The sequence below is a fragment of the Streptomyces ardesiacus genome (assembly GCF_003112575.1).
In the GTDB taxonomy this organism is placed as follows: Bacteria; Actinomycetota; Actinomycetes; order Streptomycetales; family Streptomycetaceae; genus Streptomyces; species Streptomyces ardesiacus.
In genome coordinates, this window is record NZ_BEWC01000005.1 from 174,883 (window position 1) to 191,267 (window position 16,385).

Genomic DNA, 16,385 nt, shown 5'->3' on the forward strand with positions numbered 1-16,385 from the left:
GTCTCAGGCGGACGAACGTCCAGGGCGTCCGAGGGCGTCGACTCGAGCCTCTGACGGTTACACCGGCGGAGAGGTCTCCAGGACGCGAGCGACTGCGGCGGCAACGATGTCGGCTGGCGTCTCGGTGTCGAAGGTCATCTGGTAGCCGCGTACCTTGGCTGTTCCGGCGACGGCGATCTTCCATCCCTCGCCGTCGGTGCCAGGACGCCCGAACGGGAACCACCCGAGGTAGAAGCGACCATCCCTCGAATTGACGTGTACGTCCGCGCGGTCGTCCACGACGAGGTGGAAGTCGTCGGCGGAGAACTGATCCATCACGAGCGTGGCCCGACCCGGGCCGAGCAGCCACTCACACAGCCACAGGGCCTCGACGGTGGTGGAGAATCCGGGACCCGATGACGCAGCAGTCACGGGCAATCACCTCTTTGACCTGGCGCTTTGCAAGAAGGTCGTCCAGGTTCACATGCTGCTGCGGCGTTGGCCAGTCATTCGTGGATCTTTGCTGTCTGCCGTCGGCGAATTTCCTTTGGCATCTAACGGAGTAGTTTGACAGCAGCCCCAGTCGTTTCGTCTTTGTGACAGTGACCCTAGTCGTGCGAGGCGAGCACGTTGGGGGAACCGCGGCCTGCCGCCTCTGTCCGGCATCCGGAAAATGTAGAGCCCGGGGGGGGCGAATCCGCAGAAATCACCGACGCGAGTCATTTTGGGACCACGAAAAGAGATCCGGCAGCTCGCGACACAACCTATTTGCGATATAGGCCACTTGGTCCAGAGGGCTCCGCCCCTCCGGAAGCGGCTCCTGACACCGTCCCAGGATCTCCGCTAGCGCCCCCTCTGTGTCCCGCTTCAAACCCACTACGACAACTTGGCGAAACGCGCGCCCAAAGCTCAGCAGTGTCCGCAGCTCGCCTGGAAGATACTGGCCGTTGTTTACGAAGAAGAGACCATGCTCGAAGGTAGGGAGTCGCTCGAAGGGAATCCTGGGGCCGTCCGATACAACAACGTATCGAGAGGGAGTAGTACCGGCGCCCCCCAGCGCCCTTGCCGGGATAAGGTCCTCGCCATCTTCTGCTTCATATGGCAGATGAGAGATCTGGCGCGCCTCAGCGATGAAGCGATGGAGAGCGCCGAGTTCGGGCGAATCAAATGGCAGCGGACTCTGCGCCGTCCGCAGCGTGACTGCAATCAGGTCTCCGCTGCGGTCGGATGATGCAGGTGTTGACTCCGCATCTTCGTGTGCAGCTGTCAACCTGAGGGCGTCCCCGAGCAGTTTCTCCAGCACGGCATCGAACTGCTCCCACTGCTCAGCTGCGGTGCGACGAGTTGGGCGAACGTCCATCTCCGCCAATGTGTAGGCCACGGCTAGACCAGCCTGCTCCGTCACCGTTTCACCCCGGAGTACCCGACTGATCGTCGGAACGCTGATGGTGCTGCCTCGCTCAGCCGCCTTCTGTGCCACGCGGGATAGCGAGGGCAAACCTGCGCACCGACGTAACTCGCGCAGCCACTCCAGCCAGTCCCGCACCGGTCCGGCCGGCACACCCTCCGGAATGTCTACGCTCCGGGCCGCCGAGCCCGCCATCGCTCCCCCAGCCCCGCCGAGATCAGGCGCTTGCGTGTTGCACCGCGTTTCACCACGGATCTTTGTGGACCACAGCGTACCGCTGCGATTCCTCGTTCGTGACTCCAGCGCAAGCTCTTATCGACTTCGAGGCAGAGGAGGTGAACAACATGGAGCGGAGCAATGAGTGGTGGCGGACCGTTCGGTACGCCATCAAGAGGGAGCGCCGGACGGTCCGTCTGATCAGCATCCTGGTCACGGTGGGCGTCATCGGGGCGGTGCTGATCGCCGCCACGAACGGAGTGACCGTGACGGTCGGCTGAGGCCAGCGCTCGGTGGGCGAGCGCACCTCGGTTCACCAGTATCAGCAGACCACACAGGCAGGGCCCCGGTCGATACGGCCGGGGCCTTCGCTATCCCCTCTAGTCGGTGCAACCCCAATGGACGGGCGCGTCAGACCTCGACATCGTGGTGCTGCTCTACGGGGACCCAGCCCCATACCGCGCCAGGGCTCAGCACATGCCTCCACCACGGCTTGAACGAGGTACTGGGCGGGAGAGTGGAGCCCCTCGTGGCCGTCGTGGACGAGGTGCTCGGGCAGGCCGGCGGCCGGTTGTGGGTCGGCTACGAGCGTGCTGGAGCTCCCTGACGGAACTCGCTCCATGGACGTCGCAACGTCAGTTCCTCCACGTGTAGATCACCTGCCGGAGAGCAACGCCCGAGTATCCTCGGCGCACCCCCATGACAGCGTGACGCCGGCGCCTCCATGCCCGTAGTTGTGCACCACCGCAGTGCCGTCCTCCCGAGCCTCTTCCTCCACACGGACCGTGGCGCGAGTCGGTCGAGCGCCGACCCTGTGTTCCAGGGCGCGGGCGTGGGCGAGGCGGGGCTCGACCTCAGCACAGCGGCCGAGGATGCCGGCAGCCGCCTTGTCGTCGGGGGTCAGATCGCCCTCGCCGACGATCGCTGTGCCGCCCAGGACGACGGTGTCGCCGTGAGGATAGAAGCACAGCAGATCGGGCGAGAGGCCGGTGTCCTCGGAGAAGAACTCGGTCAGCCCGGGGTTGGTGACGACGACGTGCTGGCCGCGGATGGGCCGGAGGTCAGGGTCCGGAACCAGGTCGCGTGCGCCAAGGCCCGCGCAGTTGACGATCGCCGAAGCCGGACCGGCGTCCGAGAGCGAGGTCAGCCGTCGCTGCTCGACCACACCCCCGGCAGCGCGGAATCGGCGCAGGAGGTAGTCGAGGTAGGTGGGCATGTCGATCAGTGGCACAGTGAACCGGTAGCCCGCCATGAACCCGGCCGGAAGTTCGGCCCGCTCGCACGGTCGGAAACCTGGCAAGGTGGTGGCCCAGTCCGGCGCGGCTTCGGTCGTGCGGGATGCCTCGATGCCACTGGTGAGCCGGACGCCCGTCGCCGGATCCTGGGCCAGCTCCCGGAAGATCCCCAAGGACCGTTGTCCCCACTGGTCGACCTTGTCCTTCGGCTCGACCAGGTAAGGCCCCCACACCGCCCCGGCAGCCAGCGACGTGGTCCCCGGCACCTGCTCGGCGATCACGTGCAGCGCAGCCCCGGCCTCGGCGAGAACCACGGCTGTGGTGAGCCCAGCCACCCCAGCCCCGACAACGACAACGCGCTCCCCTGCTGTCATGAGCCGACCGTAACGGCCTGCGCGTGGCGGCGGTGCGTGGGCGAGGTTGTCCTCCAACACATGCGCCGCGGGATTGACCACAGGGCATCGTGAGGACCTTCCAAGCGGGATGTAGTACCCCGCAGGCCCGCCCTGGTCGCGGGGCTCATACCGCGGGGGACGGTAGGCACTTCCGTGACCAGGGCGGGGGCTTAGCCGCGGCGGAGGAATCCTCGTCGGCCCCGATGTCTGCCGGCCCGCCGTGCTGAGGCCGACGCAGGGGAGGTCGCATCGCTCGGCCGAGCACGACGAGTTGGTTCGTCCCGGCTGAGGAGAGACTGCCAGACCCGCTCCTGGAGGGCTCGGATGCAGGGCCCGCAGGCGTACATCGGCGCCTGGGCGCCCGCGACACGGGCGGGGCCGATCCACAGGACGCGAGTCCACCGCTGCCCGCAGTAGAGCCAGCACGATCCGTCGACCCACTCGTTGCCGTCATCGGTGGCTGCCGGTGCGGGCAGTCCGCCGCGTGCGAACTCGGCGATCCCCGGGATCACCCTGTGCCGTAATGCGGCTTCCGTGAGCATGGCTTGTCCGCCCCCTTGATCAGTGGCTGCGGGCAGCGGAGGAAGCGTCCTCCTGCTTCTCGGCGTCGGAGAACAGGAGGGTGGGCTCGGCGAGGATGTCGCGGCCGGCCTCGCTCTTGTAGATCTCGTCGACGCTGCCGAAGCGGGCTTCGGAGTAGTCGAGGTCCAGCAGCGCGGCGGCCTGCCGGACCGACGCCTCGTCGGGCCCCTCGATCTCCAGGAAGGTGGGGAGGTCGGGCCAGGTGTCGAAGTCGAAGGCGACCTCGCCCAGGCGCCACTCCTCTCGGTAGTTCTCCTGGTAGCGCACCTCGGTGAGGCCGACCCGCCGCAGGATGTCGGCCATGGCGTGCAGGTCGGACACCTCGGTCTCGATCTCCTTGGTGCCGTCGATCGTGGTGGCGTCGGTGACCTGCTTGAGGGTGAGGGTCGACCGGGTGCCTTCGTCCCGAAGGCGGATCCAGGCCCCTCCGTCGAGGGAGTCATTCTCGAAGATCTTGCGGGTGAGGAGGGTGCGCGGGAACGCCTGGACGGCTCCGAGGGCGGTCAGCTTGGCCTGGAGGCCGGTGGCGTCGACGGCCAGGAACTTCGCCTCGTACTCGTGCTTCATGTGTCCTTCTCTCAGAAGTGGTCGGTGAAGGGGGACGTTCGGGCTGCCATGAGCAGGCCCATGCGGTGGGTGTGGTCGTTCGGCTGGCCGACGTGGGCCCGTTCCGTGAACTCGTTCGTGCGCAGGGTGAGCAGGACTTCCCAGTCACCGATGAAGTGAGGGAGCAGGCGCTCGGGGGAGGTGTAATGCTCGGTCATGTGGTGGCGTCTTTCGACGGGCATCATGAACTCCGCACCGAACACACCGCCCGGGCGGACCAGGCGTTGCATGCGGTCGACGAACTCGGCGAGCGGGCGGTGGTGGTTGGCACTGTAATGCCACGAGCAGCTCGTCCAGACTGCCTCGCACTGCATACCCAGGGGCTCGCCCTCAAGGAAGTCGTCCTCAACCACGTGGACGCGGGCATGGAGTTCTTCGAGCTTCAGCCGGTCGATCAGGCCCATCGCGTGGGCTTCGCTGTCACCCGGAAGGCGTACCTCGCCTCCGTGCAGGGCGAGCGCGTCGCGTTCGATGGCGACCACGTGGTAGCCGGCGGCGGCCAACGGCAAGACGAACTTGCCGTCGCTCGCCCCGATAACCGCGACGGTGGCGTCAGGGGCGACTCGCTCGCGCAGTGTGCCGAGGAACTGGGGGAAGAACGTGAGGGTGTGCTCCCACAGGCTCTGGGTCTGCATGGGAGTTCGCTCCTTGCCTGTCGGTTTCTGTGATCACACGGAGGACCTCTTCGGGGCTGCGCCCCGTGGTGTCGACGCGACGCATCGGGAACGAGGCGTAGGCGTCGGTCACCTGGTCCGGGACGGTTTCGATCAGTGCGTCCCACTGCGTCGCTGGCTTGTCCCGGGCGGCCAGACGGCGGCAGCGTTCGTCGTCGCCGCAGACGAGGTAGTACGTGACGGGTGTCGGGAGCCGGCGCGGCAGCGTGACGCCGAGCCGAGCCCCCATGGCCTGGTGGGTGGCGAGGCACCGGGCGAAGTAGCTCTCGACGACTACGGGGACGCCGGCGTCGAGGTGGCTCTGGATTTCCTCGGTCGCGGTGAATAGCGCGGAGAGGTAGAGGCACATCCGCGCCTCGACGTTGGTGCGCTGGTCCACGGCCGCTCTGAGGGGCTGGTACAGGGCGGGCACGGTGGGGACGAGGACGGCTTGCCGGGCGGCGGCGAGCATCGGGGCGATGGTCGACTTGCCGGTGCCCCGTAAGCCTTCCAGGCTCTCGAATCGCGGGTGGTCAGGCACGGGCGTACACCACGTCCGGCACCGTGAGCGTGAGCTCGTCGCTGGCCGAGGGCTGGTGGACGATGCGGCCACCGCTCTTCTCGTACCAGAAGGCGTGAGAGTCCTTGCCCACGGCCTTGCAGGACATGGTCAGGGCACCACGCGGGTCGGCCTCGATGCGGTCGATCTCGCGGGGCCCGCCGGTCGGGGCGCAGAGCTGTGGGGCGCCGTGCTCGGAGAGGTCCTCGTCGACGATCACTTCCAGGGGCAGGTCGGCCGCCGCAAGTTCTTCGCGGAGCCGGCCGTAGGCGGCAGGCTCGGTGACCAGTAGCTCGGGGTGGTCGGCGGCGTTGCCTACAGGCCGCAGGTGGTGGAGCTTGAGTTGCTGGACCCCGAGTCGGGCCAGGATGCCGGCGAGGGGAAGCACCTCACCGATGTTTCGTGAAGTCACGGTCATGGTCGCGCCGGTCGGCACTCCGAGGTCCCGTGCCAGGCTCAGTGCGTTGAGGGCGCTCTGGTAGCTGCCGTGCCTGCGGATGCCGTCGTTGGTGGATCCGACGCCCTCCAGGGACACCCTGAGGAGGTCCAGGTGCGGCGCGATCTCTGTCAGGCGTCGCTCGATCCGGTACCCGTTGGTGCAGATCTCGACGCGCTGGCCCAGTTCTTCCTTGGCGTGGCGGACGACCTGCGGGAGGTCCCGGTGGACGAAGGGCTCCCCGCCGAGCAGGGTGACTTCCTCCGTGCCGTACTCGTCTCGCATCAGGGTGAGGAGGCGAGTGGCTTCGTCGGCGGTGAAGGCGTCCGCGTACTGAAGCCGCTTGCCGTGGAAGCAGTGCAGGCACGTGAAGTTGCAGCGGTAGAGCAGCTGCAGGTACAACATCCGGATCTTCCTGATCCCGGTGACTTCCCTGATCACTTGGGCTCCTTCGGCTGGCTGCCTTTCGGGAACCCGATCGTGGCTGTCTGCCCGGGGACCTCGTCACCGCGTTCAGGGACGGCCCGAGGACGTCCTGGGACGTTTTCCGTCACCTGCGAACGACTCCAGGACGCTTAGAAGGCGCTTGGCGTCTGCCAGGTCCGGCAGGACCTCGGCGGCGCCAGCCGCTGCGAGTTCCGCACGATCGTGCAGACCGGAGGCGACGGCGACGATCCCGCACCCCGTGGCCAGGGCAGCCTCCACATCACGAGGGGTGTCCCCGACCAGGACGATGGGCGTGCCGACCCGGACGCCACGAAGCCGCTGCACGCGCTCGCGGGCGACCGCGACCAGATCGGAACGGAGATCGGCGTCCGCTCCGTAGGCGCCCACCGGCAGATCCAGCAAGGAGTCGAGGCCGAACGCGGAGAGCTTCACACGGGCGTTGGCCGCGATGTTGCCGGTCAGGACAGAGGAGACCCAGCCGCTCCGTGCCGAGGCGGCCTTCAATGCTTCATGGGCTCCGGGCAGGGCCCAGCCGCGCGAACGCAGCGCGTCCCGGCGCTCGCTCCCTGCCCGTTCGAGGGCCGCCTCGATACCGGGCCAGTCGGGCACGGGCAGCCCATCCCGAACGAACATGTCGCGCATGATCAGTCGGTCCGTACGCCCCTCGGTGCGTGCCGGCTCCGACGGCTCAAACCCCGCAAGCTCCGAGAAGGCGGCGGCGTAGATCTCCTTGCTCACCCCCGCGTTCTCGATGAGGGTGTGGTCGATGTCCCACAGGACGATGAGCTCCATGACGCCAGCGTATGCAGCAGCCGGAGACACTGTGATTCCGCGACAACGTCCCACAACGTCCTTGCGCGATCACGCGTTGCACCGCTTGCATGGTTTCTGTGAACGACCGACTGCATACCGTGCTCGCCCAACGAGGGGTCTCACCCGATGCGCTCGCGGAGATCTGCGAGGTCGACCCCAAGACCGTGAGCCGGTGGCTGGGAGGACGGGTACCTCACGCGCGGCATCGCTTTCGCGTGGCCGGTCATCTGCGCGTGGAGGAGACCTTCCTCTGGCCGACGCCCTCCAAGCGGCCCGGTCCACCCCGCGACGGATTAGGCACCGAACTGGTCGGCACCTACCAGAACCGAGCCAGCGTGCCGCGGGACGTATGGCTCTCGCTGCTGCGGGAGGCACGGCAGGAGATCAGCGTCCTCGTCTTCTCCGGCACGTTCTTCGCACAGTCCAACCCGCACGTCGCCAAGATGCTCTCCGAACGCGCCGCCGAGGGCGTCCGGGTCCGCCTGTGCTTCGGTGACCCCGACGGACAGGCGGTCGCCGTCCGGGGCCGCGAAGAGGGAATCGGCGACACACTCGCCGCCAAGATCCGCGCCTCGCTGACGTACTACCGCCCCCTGCTGGGCGAGGCCGGGTGCGCGGTGCGTCTGCATGACACCACGCTCTACACGTCCATGTTCCGCTACGACGACGACCTCCTCGTCAATCCCCACATCTGGGGGCAGCCGGCCAGCGCCAACCCCCTCCTCCACCTCAGGAGAGCCGACGGCATGGGGTGGTTCGACAACTACGCTCAGAGCTTCGACGCCGTCTGGGCCACCGCACGGCCATGGGCACCCGACCAGGAGAGGACCGCCGACCATGGGCAGGACTGAGTACTACAACGACCCGGCCGCGCCGAAAGCGAACACCCTCATCCCGGCCAGCAACCTGCTCGTCGCCGACGAGACCGGCGCCATCCTCCTCCAGCGCCGCCGCGACACCGGACAGTGGGCACTCCCCGGCGGAGCCCAGGACATCGGCGAGACCGCGGCCCAGTGCGCGGTCCGCGAGTGCCTGGAGGAGACCGGCATCATCGCGGAGATCACCGGCTTCCTCGGCGTCTACACCAACCCGAACCACATCGTCGCCTACACCGACGGCGAGATCCGCCAGCAGTACGAGAACACCTACATCGGCCGCCCTGTCGGCGGTGAGCCCACAATCAACAACGAGGCCGACGGCGTCCGCTTCGTCCAACCCGCCGACCTGGACCAGTACGACATCCACCCCAGCATGCGCCAGCAGATCGGCGACTACCTCGCCGGCACCTATCCCTACCTCGGCTGAGCCGCCAGAGCGGCCTCGATCCTCTCGACAGAGGAGAAGATCTCCGGCGCCGCCCGCCGGATGAACCGACCGACCACGCTGTCCGCGCCATAACGGCCGACGATCTCCGCGACCCGTTCCCGCGCGATCGTCCGGCCGCCGTCGGGCGTCGTCGTCATGTCGCAATACACGAGGGCGTCCACCAACAGCGGATCGTCCAGCAACGGGAACTCCCTAGCCAACTCCTCCCGCAGCCCCCGTTCTTCCGCCTCCAGCAGCGCGAACGAGTGGTTCGCTACCAAGCAGATCAGCCTCTCGTCGGCACCGTGCTCGTCCCGTAGGAAGCGCGCGCCGTCGAGCGGATGGAACCCGGTGGTGGCCAAGCGAGGCGCATATCCCACGTCATGCAGGATCGCGGCCGAGGTCAGCAGGTCAGCGTCCTTCCCCAAGATCAGACCGACCTCGGCCGCCCGGGCTGCGACTCCACAGCTGTGCGCCCACCGTCGTGGGAGCACATTCCCGAGTTCAGCCGCCGCAACTCGCGTGGCCCAGCCCACCATCTCCTCGCCCATGGCCTCTACATCCCCAGCCGAGTGCCTGCCAGTCGCATTGGTCCCCATCCCGCCTCAGTGGGCCCGTCGCTCGGCAGTGAGCTGAGCCGCCGGACGACAGGGCCGGCCCAAGAGGGCGCATCTCTGCTCAAAGTCCGACGGTAGCCAGCCGCGGCTCAGCAAGCGCGGGTGTGCGGGAAACGCCGTGATCGCGGCAACGACGAAAGCGAGCGATGCCCACGGCGTGTGCACGCGTGTCATCACCTGCTGGCCGCGCGTGCTGATAAAGCTTGTCTGGAAGGTGTCCGGAGCAACGAGTTCGATTGCGCTCAGCGCCCTCCAGTCGAGGTCGAGTTCGCACGTCGAGTTCGCGAAATGCAGCCTGCGTGGCGTGAGCGTCACTGCACCTGATCCGTCCACCACCCACCGTGGCTGCGCGTCACGCGCCGCCTGCCGGCGCCTCGTGGAGTTGCCCAACGCTGAGCCCACCAGACTCCCGATGACAAGTGCAGGACTGCCGATGGCGACCACATTGCTGTGCTGGTAACGACCGTCTCCCAGGGCTCGCCAAGTCGAGCGCTGACCGGGGCCCACGGCAAGCGCACGGTCCCCTTGGTCCAGTCTTGCGGTTGTGGCGACGAGGGGGCGGTCAGCCAGGCGGCCTTCGAGCAGGTCGGCGAGGATGTCGCACGTGTGCCACAGATACTCGTCCAGCGGGGACCACGCCGACCGGTTCGCGTTCTCCGGCGGCGGCGCGAAAGGGTTGGGCACTGTCACTTCGGCATCCGTCCGAGGATCCATCGATTACCTAGCGCGATCAACCCTATCCACGCCGCACTACGAGTGGGATGCCGTTCACCTAATGACCGATTTCGTTCGCTCGGACACCTGGACAAGGGACAGGCACTGGCCTCACGCGCCGACGCACCTGTGCCTTGCGGGTGATACATGGCACTGAGCCGGAGGACGTGGCCGAATCCGTTCGTGCGCCCCTAGTGCGTACTTGTTGCGCTCCCCGGCACTTTCCTAACGTCCAACGGCTCACACCACACGGCTTCGACAGAGGGGGCGCCGGTGAACGATGACGGAACCAAAACCGTCACCGAGATCTTGGACGAACTGAGCACCACCTCCAACATTCAGGTCCGCTCGTCTCACGAACTCGCTGCCGAAGTCAACAAGGCGGCTTCAGACGAAGACAAGAAGCGTGCGGAGGACGGCCGGGGCCCGCTGCGCAGGCGCACCGACTACAGAGCCGTCCGGAAAGCGCCGCGATCCCTGTCACTCACCCCTTGGCAAGTCCTGCACGCCATCGGCCTTGGCTCTGCCGCGGCCCGTCAGGGAGCCGGCCGAGGACTCGCCGAGCACTGGGGCAGCCTGCGCTACAGCCAGGCACTCGAGGCGAACAGGGGGCGATTCCTGCAGTTGTCGTCCGAGGGACGCGACCTCCTGCGCTTCTACAAAGCCACGCAGTCCGGAGAGATCGGCACCGGCTTCGCCTCGCTGCTGGCCGAGCACATAGTCAGGTCCCGATACCCGGACCACTCGGTCTCCGTGATACCGGCGGACATCGCCCTCAAAGCCGGCTGGACACTGCGCAGCTCCGGCACCGGGCCTCGCCCGGAACCGTTGCAGCGACGCCCCCACTTCTTCGTCGAAGCCTGGCAACCCGGACAGCCGTCCAAGATCTTCCTGATGTCCTCGAAGGGGACGCACAGCAGCATCCACCAGGTGTACAAGCAACTCAGCACCGCCAGTGCCCACGTGGAGTCAGTCCACATCGGCCCCTACGGCACTGTCCCCTACCTCCTTATAGGTACCGAGATCCCAGCCAAGGAGAGTCTCGCCCTGCACGTTCTGGAAGCGCCGGGCACAACTCTGCTCCGCCCGCCCGACGGGAAACCGGGAATCGACCTCGACCTCGCCCTCACGCAGGAAGAGTTCATGCCCGATGTCGTACTGCCCACCAACGGCGACAGGGCAACCATTCCCGGGTTCCAGGTACAGCCCGAGTCCTTCGCATGGTTCAGCATCGTGCTGGCCCGTACGGAAGCAGCCACACTCACCGCCTTCACCGGCGGTGGCAAACCCACCGCCCGGTACCTGACCAAGGAACAAGGGCGACGGCACTTCCAGCACGACACCCATGCCAGCACGGCCAGGCTGCGAGACGCGGAGCACCGCATCCACGACATCGACTTCGTCGGCACCGATCACATCTACCGCCTCAACGGCACCCGGGTAGAAGCCTTCTCCGGTCTGGAGAGAACCCTCTACACGCATCTCCACCGCGGACACGTCAACGAGTACCGTCGCCAGGTACACGGCCTGCGAGGACAGTGGCCGCCGCACAGCACGGCGAAGTACTGGAACACGGTGTCGGTCCGAGCCGACGGGACAGTACTGGCTATCCGCCTCCGGGACGAGTGACCCAGGAGCCCGTGAAAGCTCCAGATCCGCGCCCGCCGCCTGCCGGGCGGAGGTGCACACAGCCGCGCAAGCGCTGGCGAAGAGAGTCCGTGCAGCTGAGCCGCCTCCTGATTGCGGCGACAACAGCCGAATCCGTCCGGCAGTGCCTTACGCAGAGCTTCCCGCAGATGGATCCAGCAGGAGCAGCCCACAGCAAGCAGGAGTACCAGAGTCGCCATCCTGCCCGCCCATAGCCGGGCAGGATGGCTGCATGACACCCACCGACCTGTCTCGCCTGCAGTTGCCACACGCGTGCCGTAGGATCTTGCCCAGCAGCGGTCAGAGCGGATCGACGATCACACCATTGCCATACCTGCCCACTGGTGGAACTCCGAGGTAGCCGCCGCTCACCTGCCTGGCGCTCCCGTGACCGGCCCAGGCACCACGCATCTCAGTCGGGGCGACCTCTTCGCGCATGCAGCCAGCCTCGATCTGGATTCGGAAGAGGAGCTGCTGCGATTCCTGTGGCGGATCCTTGCCTGGGGCAGCGGCATGAAGCTCCGCCACAACCGCAAACGCATCCGAGCTGTGGCGGATGGCCTGCCATCGGCTACGGCGGCTCTTCGCCAGGCCCTACTGGCGGCCCACGAAGATCCGGGGCAGGCTTACGAAGCTCTGCGCCCAAGAGGCCGCAACGCCATCGCACACCTGGGCCCGGCCTTCTCGACCAAGGTCCTGTATTTCGTCGGCGGCGGCGCCCTGGACCACCCGTGCTCGATCTTGGACTCCCGTGTCGCCAAGACGCTCAGAACGGCCTGCCAGTGGGACTCGCTCGGCAGCAGCGAATGGCCGACCAGTACCTACGCCCGGTACTGCGCACTGCTGCAGCGCTGGTCCCAGGAGGAAAGTCAGCGGCTCGGGCGCCGCATCGGCGCCGATGAGATCGAGCGCTGGCTGTTCGCGCCGGATCCCGAGGATTCGGCCTCTTTGGGATCCCAGAGCAGAATCCGGCTCCCCTATCAACCCACCCGCCTGTCAGTGCCTGCCGCTACCGTCGACGGGGACAGTCCCGCTCGACCGTGAGTGGTGAGCAAGACATGGCAAACCGAGTGGCCGAGGGCGGCGCAGACCGTTACAAGGTGGCACGATCCTCTGAAACGCCCCGTAGGAAGCGGAGCCAGTGGCTAGCGTTTGGCCTTATGACTGATGCCGCACCCGAACGGGTGGAGCTTCTGATGTCCCTGAACCGTCTGGAGTTACGTTTCGACTCCGCCGCATCTCTTGTCGCATCGGACGCCCACGACGATCCAGCGACGCTGGAATGGGGCTGCCGTGCCGTCCTGCCCCTGTGGGAACCGGACGACGAGGAGGCCGTGGCCGACAACGCCCGCCTCCTCGGCCCGGGCGTATCACTGGCCCAGACGTTCCAGGGCCAGCGCCAGGAGTTGACGATCCTCTCCATGTCCGGGCTCACGCTGGACCTGTGGCGCATCGGCCACACCTACGCGTCGCTGGACTCGCGCGACGCCGACTACGAACACTTCGCCCCGCTTTTCGACAAGTCCGGCGATCTCGGCCTCCACAGCGACCTGGAAGAGTGCCTGGTGAGCGGCACCCACGTCGTCATCATCGATCGGGCGCGGATCGCGCCGGCCTGGCGTGGCCTGGGCGGCGTCGGCCGGTTGTTGATCGGTCGCATGCTCCGGTGGGTGGCCAGCCAGGCGGCGCTCGTGGCGACGCATCCGTACCCCATCGACATCCCCGTCGACGAATGGGACGACAGAACACGCGAGACACGCGAGAAGACCGTCGTCCAACGGACCTGGCAATCCTTGGGATTCGAGTCCTTCCGCGAGGACCTGTGGGTGATGCGACCGCACTTGAGTGCCCACGACGATGCCGTCGAGCGCTTGGAGGCGGCCTTCGGCCGGTACCTCTGAGCCCCCACCCGATCAGCAAACGAGAGGACGCACCGGTACCGCGATGCGCGAGTTCACCAACCACAAGGCACAGCACACGCTCGGCGTTCTGCGCGCCTTCCACCTGGAGACCTTGAACTTCTCCGGAACGCATCCTGAGGCGACGCTGGCTGACTTCGAGCGCCACTTGCGTCAGCGGGTCGACGCCATGGAGGCGGAACTGGAGGCAGGTGAGCAAGCAGCCCAGGCGGCCATCGTCACCAAGCCGCTGTCCGGCCCCCTCGCCGATCCCGAACGCCAGCAAGCGTTCCGTCACCTACAAGACTCGAGGGCACCGGCGACAGGGCCCGAGAGGGAAGCCTGGTGGAAGGAGCGCAGGGCGGTGCTCGACGAGATCAGGGCGCAGGGGCTGGCGGAGGCCCTTGACTGGGACTGCCGTGCCTGCGGCGCCCCGGTTGGGATCGCTTGCCGTACGGGCGGCGGAAGGCCCAGGAAGCAGTCGCACTTCCTCCGGGCCACCGACGCCGAAGCGCCCTACAACCACGCGTACGGGCTGCGCTGAAAGCCGGGTCTGAGGTCGGGACGATAGACGGCGTCTCGGCCTTCCGACTTCCCAGGTCGTAGGAGCGAAAACCCTGCGGCAGAGCGGCGGTCCACAGATCCTGACCCGCGCCCTTCGGCAATGGGACTGGCAGGCCAGCTGGCAGCCGCTGGGGGTGCGGCGCAAGTCCCTTCCCCCAGCGGCTCGTCAGACAAGTTTCAGCACAGGGCGGCTGTCCGGCATCCCTAGCAGCTCGCGCACCCTCGCCGGCTTCCAAGCAAGTTCCGCGGCAAGCGCGCGGATCGTCAGTCCGGTGTCCTGTTCCGCCAGCTCAAATGCCTTGCGAAGCATCACCGGCTGTTCCCCGGGGTATCCGCGGACCGATTCCGGGGCGAAGCCCGGCTGCCCGCTGAGACCCCGAAGTCGCTGGTACGCGCGGCTGATCGTCGCGTCTGAGACGAGCCCGAGTTCCCGGTACCGGTAGATGAGCGAACTCACCGACACGCCCCAGGTCTGGGACAGGCCGGCCAGCTGTGCCAGGTCCACCCGCCGCGACAGCAGAGGAAGGATCGATTTCTGAGGGGTGAGGAACTCGGCGGCGAAAGCATCTGCCTCCCGCTCCAAACGGCTGTCACCAGTGGCACCTGCGTGGAGGACCAGGTGCCCAAGCTCGTGGGCCGCGCTGAAGCGATATCGGTAGACATCATCAGCGCGATTGGGTGTGAGCACGATGACAGGACGCAGTAGGCCGGAACTGGAGAAGGCGTCAACCTTGGATGCCGCCTCGTCGGCCTCTACAGGTGCCACCACGATGAGGCCGTGCGACTCCATCCGGCGCGCCAGATGGCGCACCGGTCCGTCACCCAGTCTCCAGTGGCGCCGGAGCGCTCGCGCAGCACCCACGGGATCGTCAGGTAGGTCGATCCCGGGATACACCTCGCCACCCGTGAAGCCCGGAAGGTTCACGGGTGGAAGCTGCACCCGCTTCTCGAGGGCATGAGTGAGCTCCCATACCTGTTCGACGAAGCCGAGGGCTCGCTCGCGCTGGGCCCCAGAGGTGGAACGCAAAGCCCGGAAGTGCGCCATGGAGGTATCGACCTTGCCCATCGGCCGGCCGGCGACGAAGAACTGAATCGGCACGTCCAACACTTCAGCGAGCCGAGGGATCAGTTCAGGGCGAGGGCGGCTGGTGCCTGCCTCGTACTGACCTACAGCAGCTGCCGACACACCAATGCCGTCCGCGACCTCACGCTTCGTGAGCCCGGCGAGACGTCGCGCCTGTGTCAGTCGGGGTGCGTGGAAGCCGTCCCAGACCGCTCTCGGCGACGTACCGCCCAGGCTCGTCCCTGGAAGTAGTGGTTGCTCAATCTTCATTGCCCTCAGCAGCGCTCACGAACGCGTCGTACTCGATCTCGCTCTGCGGCGGAGTTCCCGTGGCACGGGCCGCCTCACTGCGCGTGGAAAGCGCCACCTCGGGAAGATCACCAGAGGCGAAGTTATCCCCTGTACGCTGATCCGGCACGGCGTAGAGACGGCTCTCGGTGCCGGCCGTGAGGAGAGACTTCTCGGTCACCCACTGAAGGTTTCCGGCCTCGTCCAGGAGATTAGCCTGTCCCCACCAGGCTCGTTGCAGGCCACTCATGTTCATCTCGTACGGGATGAGGACCAGGCTGAGGCGCGGGTCCCGCTCAGCCAGATCAGCCAGGGATCGTCGGAGAACCAGCTCCTCGCCCTCCACCTTCAACAACGGATCGGCGACCCAGCGTGGCGTCGGCGCGTCAGTGAGCGCGAACAGCTCCCGCATCACGCGCGACAGCTTCTTCGGCCACTTGTCACCCGGCTCGAAGCCGTCGACCGACTCCACGCGGTAGGGACAGAGGAGGGTGTTGTGCACCAGCACGAGTTCGTAGAAGGTGCCCGGCTTGATCAGCTCAGTGCCCGGGATGCCGAGGTCAAGCACATGCTCGGCGATCCGGTCGTACTGATTGGTCATGCGAGCCGCTCCCGCGGCGAACTTGTGCTTGGACCGACCGGCCACATGTGACTCGAGCATCGCCGACTCGGTATCGAGAAGCCCCATCTGGATCGCCAGTCGCAGACCGGCGACATCTTCCCCAAAGCGAGCACTGGCCCAGGCCGGCATCGGCCCGTCGACGTTCGCGTCCACGCATCACTCCGATCCACGACAGCTTGCGTTACTCCGAGGATGCTACCGCACGAACTTTAGTTGATCTAGATTTTCTTGCATCTCTGCTACTTCTCACCGATCTCCCAGTGGCAAGTTGCCGCACCGATCGCCTGCGATCGCGCAAGTCGTGCCTCCCCCGCCGTGTGGGGCAGGAAGGAGCTGGC

At 66.8% G+C, this 16,385-nt stretch carries 19 protein-coding genes and 1 pseudogene; 8 read left to right on the top strand and 12 right to left on the bottom strand.

Going from position 1 to position 16,385, the window contains the following annotated elements; genetic code table 11:
- Positions 1-57: 57 nt before the first annotated feature.
- Both Sdi02f_RS17305 and Sdi02f_RS35650 read right to left on the bottom strand, forming a co-directional pair.
- Positions 58-411 carry an SPDY domain-containing protein gene (locus tag Sdi02f_RS17305; protein WP_108933607.1) on the bottom strand — a complete coding sequence of 118 codons (354 nt, stop codon included), beginning with the start codon at positions 409-411 and terminating at the stop codon, positions 58-60.
- A gap of 274 nt (positions 412-685) precedes the next feature.
- Positions 686-1,459 carry a hypothetical protein gene (locus tag Sdi02f_RS35650; protein ID WP_159107656.1) on the bottom strand — a complete coding sequence of 258 codons (774 nt, stop codon included), beginning with the start codon at positions 1,457-1,459 and terminating at the stop codon, positions 686-688.
- A gap of 272 nt (positions 1,460-1,731) precedes the next feature.
- Here Sdi02f_RS35650 and Sdi02f_RS35655 point away from each other — a divergent pair, with 272 nt between their 5' ends.
- Positions 1,732-1,884: a hypothetical protein gene (locus tag Sdi02f_RS35655; RefSeq protein ID WP_167458184.1), complete on the top strand. Its 153-nt coding sequence runs from the start codon at positions 1,732-1,734 to the stop codon at positions 1,882-1,884.
- Positions 1,885-2,060: 176 nt separating this feature from the next.
- Positions 2,061-2,210 (top strand): annotated as a pseudogene (locus Sdi02f_RS36455) (nucleotidyltransferase domain-containing protein); the annotation flags it as partial.
- Between the two features lie 48 nt (positions 2,211-2,258).
- Here the strand turns inward: Sdi02f_RS36455 and Sdi02f_RS17315 are convergent.
- From Sdi02f_RS17315 to Sdi02f_RS17345, 6 genes are all read right to left on the bottom strand, one after another.
- On the bottom strand, positions 2,259-3,212 hold the full coding sequence (locus Sdi02f_RS17315) for an FAD-dependent oxidoreductase (RefSeq protein WP_108933608.1): 954 nt from the start codon (positions 3,210-3,212) through the stop codon (positions 2,259-2,261).
- A 582-nt stretch (positions 3,213-3,794) separates the two neighbouring features.
- Positions 3,795-4,382 (bottom strand): class IV adenylate cyclase, encoded by a 588-nt coding sequence (locus Sdi02f_RS17325; protein WP_108933610.1) that lies wholly within the window; start codon positions 4,380-4,382, stop codon positions 3,795-3,797.
- A gap of 11 nt (positions 4,383-4,393) precedes the next feature.
- Positions 4,394-5,056 carry a class I SAM-dependent methyltransferase gene (locus Sdi02f_RS17330; RefSeq protein ID WP_108933611.1) on the bottom strand — a complete coding sequence of 221 codons (663 nt, stop codon included), beginning with the start codon at positions 5,054-5,056 and terminating at the stop codon, positions 4,394-4,396.
- A complete protein-coding gene (locus Sdi02f_RS17335; protein ID WP_108933767.1) occupies positions 4,974-5,546 on the bottom strand; it encodes a hypothetical protein in 573 nt (190 codons plus the stop codon). The genes Sdi02f_RS17330 and Sdi02f_RS17335 overlap by 83 nt, the downstream gene beginning before the upstream one ends.
- Before the next feature lie 61 nt (positions 5,547-5,607).
- Positions 5,608-6,510 carry a radical SAM protein gene (locus tag Sdi02f_RS17340; RefSeq protein WP_108933612.1) on the bottom strand — a complete coding sequence of 301 codons (903 nt, stop codon included), beginning with the start codon at positions 6,508-6,510 and terminating at the stop codon, positions 5,608-5,610.
- 72 nt (positions 6,511-6,582) lie between these two features.
- Complete coding sequence (locus Sdi02f_RS17345) at positions 6,583-7,308, bottom strand: HAD family hydrolase (protein ID WP_108933768.1); 726 nt, start codon at positions 7,306-7,308, stop codon at positions 6,583-6,585.
- A 98-nt stretch (positions 7,309-7,406) separates the two neighbouring features.
- On the opposite strand from Sdi02f_RS17345, the gene Sdi02f_RS17350 reads away from it, so the two are divergent.
- Both Sdi02f_RS17350 and Sdi02f_RS17355 read left to right on the top strand, forming a co-directional pair.
- Positions 7,407-8,180, top strand: a complete 774-nt coding sequence (locus Sdi02f_RS17350; protein ID WP_174843365.1) for a DUF5919 domain-containing protein — start codon at positions 7,407-7,409, stop codon at positions 8,178-8,180.
- Positions 8,167-8,634 carry an NUDIX hydrolase gene (locus tag Sdi02f_RS17355; RefSeq protein WP_073726534.1) on the top strand — a complete coding sequence of 156 codons (468 nt, stop codon included), beginning with the start codon at positions 8,167-8,169 and terminating at the stop codon, positions 8,632-8,634. The genes Sdi02f_RS17350 and Sdi02f_RS17355 overlap by 14 nt, the downstream gene beginning before the upstream one ends.
- On the opposite strand, the gene Sdi02f_RS17360 is transcribed toward Sdi02f_RS17355, so the two are convergent.
- Positions 8,622-9,185, bottom strand: a complete 564-nt coding sequence (locus Sdi02f_RS17360; protein ID WP_073726837.1) for an HD domain-containing protein — start codon at positions 9,183-9,185, stop codon at positions 8,622-8,624. The genes Sdi02f_RS17355 and Sdi02f_RS17360 overlap by 13 nt on opposite strands.
- Before the next feature lie 54 nt (positions 9,186-9,239).
- Positions 9,240-9,941: a hypothetical protein gene (locus tag Sdi02f_RS36460; RefSeq protein WP_245962216.1), complete on the bottom strand. Its 702-nt coding sequence runs from the start codon at positions 9,939-9,941 to the stop codon at positions 9,240-9,242.
- 297 nt (positions 9,942-10,238) lie between these two features.
- Here Sdi02f_RS36460 and Sdi02f_RS17370 point away from each other — a divergent pair, with 297 nt between their 5' ends.
- The 4 genes from Sdi02f_RS17370 (at position 10,239) to Sdi02f_RS17385 (ending at position 14,054) form a co-directional block, all read left to right on the top strand.
- The gene (locus Sdi02f_RS17370) at positions 10,239-11,594 is read left to right on the top strand and encodes a hypothetical protein (RefSeq protein ID WP_108933614.1); all 1,356 of its coding nucleotides are present in this window, start codon (positions 10,239-10,241) and stop codon (positions 11,592-11,594) included.
- 348 nt (positions 11,595-11,942) lie between these two features.
- Positions 11,943-12,656 (top strand): 8-oxoguanine DNA glycosylase OGG fold protein, encoded by a 714-nt coding sequence (locus Sdi02f_RS17375; protein ID WP_368668290.1) that lies wholly within the window; start codon positions 11,943-11,945, stop codon positions 12,654-12,656.
- Between the two features lie 116 nt (positions 12,657-12,772).
- Complete coding sequence (locus tag Sdi02f_RS17380) at positions 12,773-13,513, top strand: hypothetical protein (RefSeq protein ID WP_159107658.1); 741 nt, start codon at positions 12,773-12,775, stop codon at positions 13,511-13,513.
- 43 nt (positions 13,514-13,556) lie between these two features.
- Positions 13,557-14,054, top strand: a complete 498-nt coding sequence (locus Sdi02f_RS17385; protein WP_108933616.1) for a zinc finger domain-containing protein — start codon at positions 13,557-13,559, stop codon at positions 14,052-14,054.
- A 186-nt stretch (positions 14,055-14,240) separates the two neighbouring features.
- On the opposite strand, the gene Sdi02f_RS17390 is transcribed toward Sdi02f_RS17385, so the two are convergent.
- Together Sdi02f_RS17390 and Sdi02f_RS17395 are read right to left on the bottom strand one after the other, a co-directional pair.
- Positions 14,241-15,401 carry a helix-turn-helix domain-containing protein gene (locus Sdi02f_RS17390; RefSeq protein WP_391034180.1) on the bottom strand — a complete coding sequence of 387 codons (1,161 nt, stop codon included), beginning with the start codon at positions 15,399-15,401 and terminating at the stop codon, positions 14,241-14,243.
- Complete coding sequence (locus tag Sdi02f_RS17395) at positions 15,397-16,200, bottom strand: hypothetical protein (protein ID WP_108933618.1); 804 nt, start codon at positions 16,198-16,200, stop codon at positions 15,397-15,399. Before Sdi02f_RS17395 ends, Sdi02f_RS17390 begins: the two co-directional genes overlap by 5 nt.
- Positions 16,201-16,385 lie beyond the last annotated feature (185 nt).

Excerpts from the sequence above, each read along its gene's own strand:
- Sdi02f_RS35655 (WP_167458184.1), top strand. The coding sequence starts at position 1,732 with ATGGAGCGGAGCAATGAGTGGTGGCGGACCGTTCGGTACGCCATCAAG.
- Sdi02f_RS17315 (WP_108933608.1), bottom strand. The coding sequence starts at position 3,212 with ATGACAGCAGGGGAGCGCGTTGTCGTTGTCGGGGCTGGGGTGGCTGGG.
- Sdi02f_RS17325 (WP_108933610.1), bottom strand. The coding sequence starts at position 4,382 with ATGAAGCACGAGTACGAGGCGAAGTTCCTGGCCGTCGACGCCACCGGC.
- Sdi02f_RS17330 (WP_108933611.1), bottom strand. The coding sequence starts at position 5,056 with ATGCAGACCCAGAGCCTGTGGGAGCACACCCTCACGTTCTTCCCCCAG.
- Sdi02f_RS17335 (WP_108933767.1), bottom strand. The coding sequence starts at position 5,546 with ATGCTCGCCGCCGCCCGGCAAGCCGTCCTCGTCCCCACCGTGCCCGCC.
- Sdi02f_RS17345 (WP_108933768.1), bottom strand. The coding sequence starts at position 7,308 with ATGGAGCTCATCGTCCTGTGGGACATCGACCACACCCTCATCGAGAAC.
- Sdi02f_RS17355 (WP_073726534.1), top strand. The coding sequence starts at position 8,167 with ATGGGCAGGACTGAGTACTACAACGACCCGGCCGCGCCGAAAGCGAAC.
- Sdi02f_RS17360 (WP_073726837.1), bottom strand. The coding sequence starts at position 9,185 with ATGGGCGAGGAGATGGTGGGCTGGGCCACGCGAGTTGCGGCGGCTGAA.
- Sdi02f_RS17380 (WP_159107658.1), top strand. The coding sequence starts at position 12,773 with ATGACTGATGCCGCACCCGAACGGGTGGAGCTTCTGATGTCCCTGAAC.
- Sdi02f_RS17385 (WP_108933616.1), top strand. The coding sequence starts at position 13,557 with ATGCGCGAGTTCACCAACCACAAGGCACAGCACACGCTCGGCGTTCTG.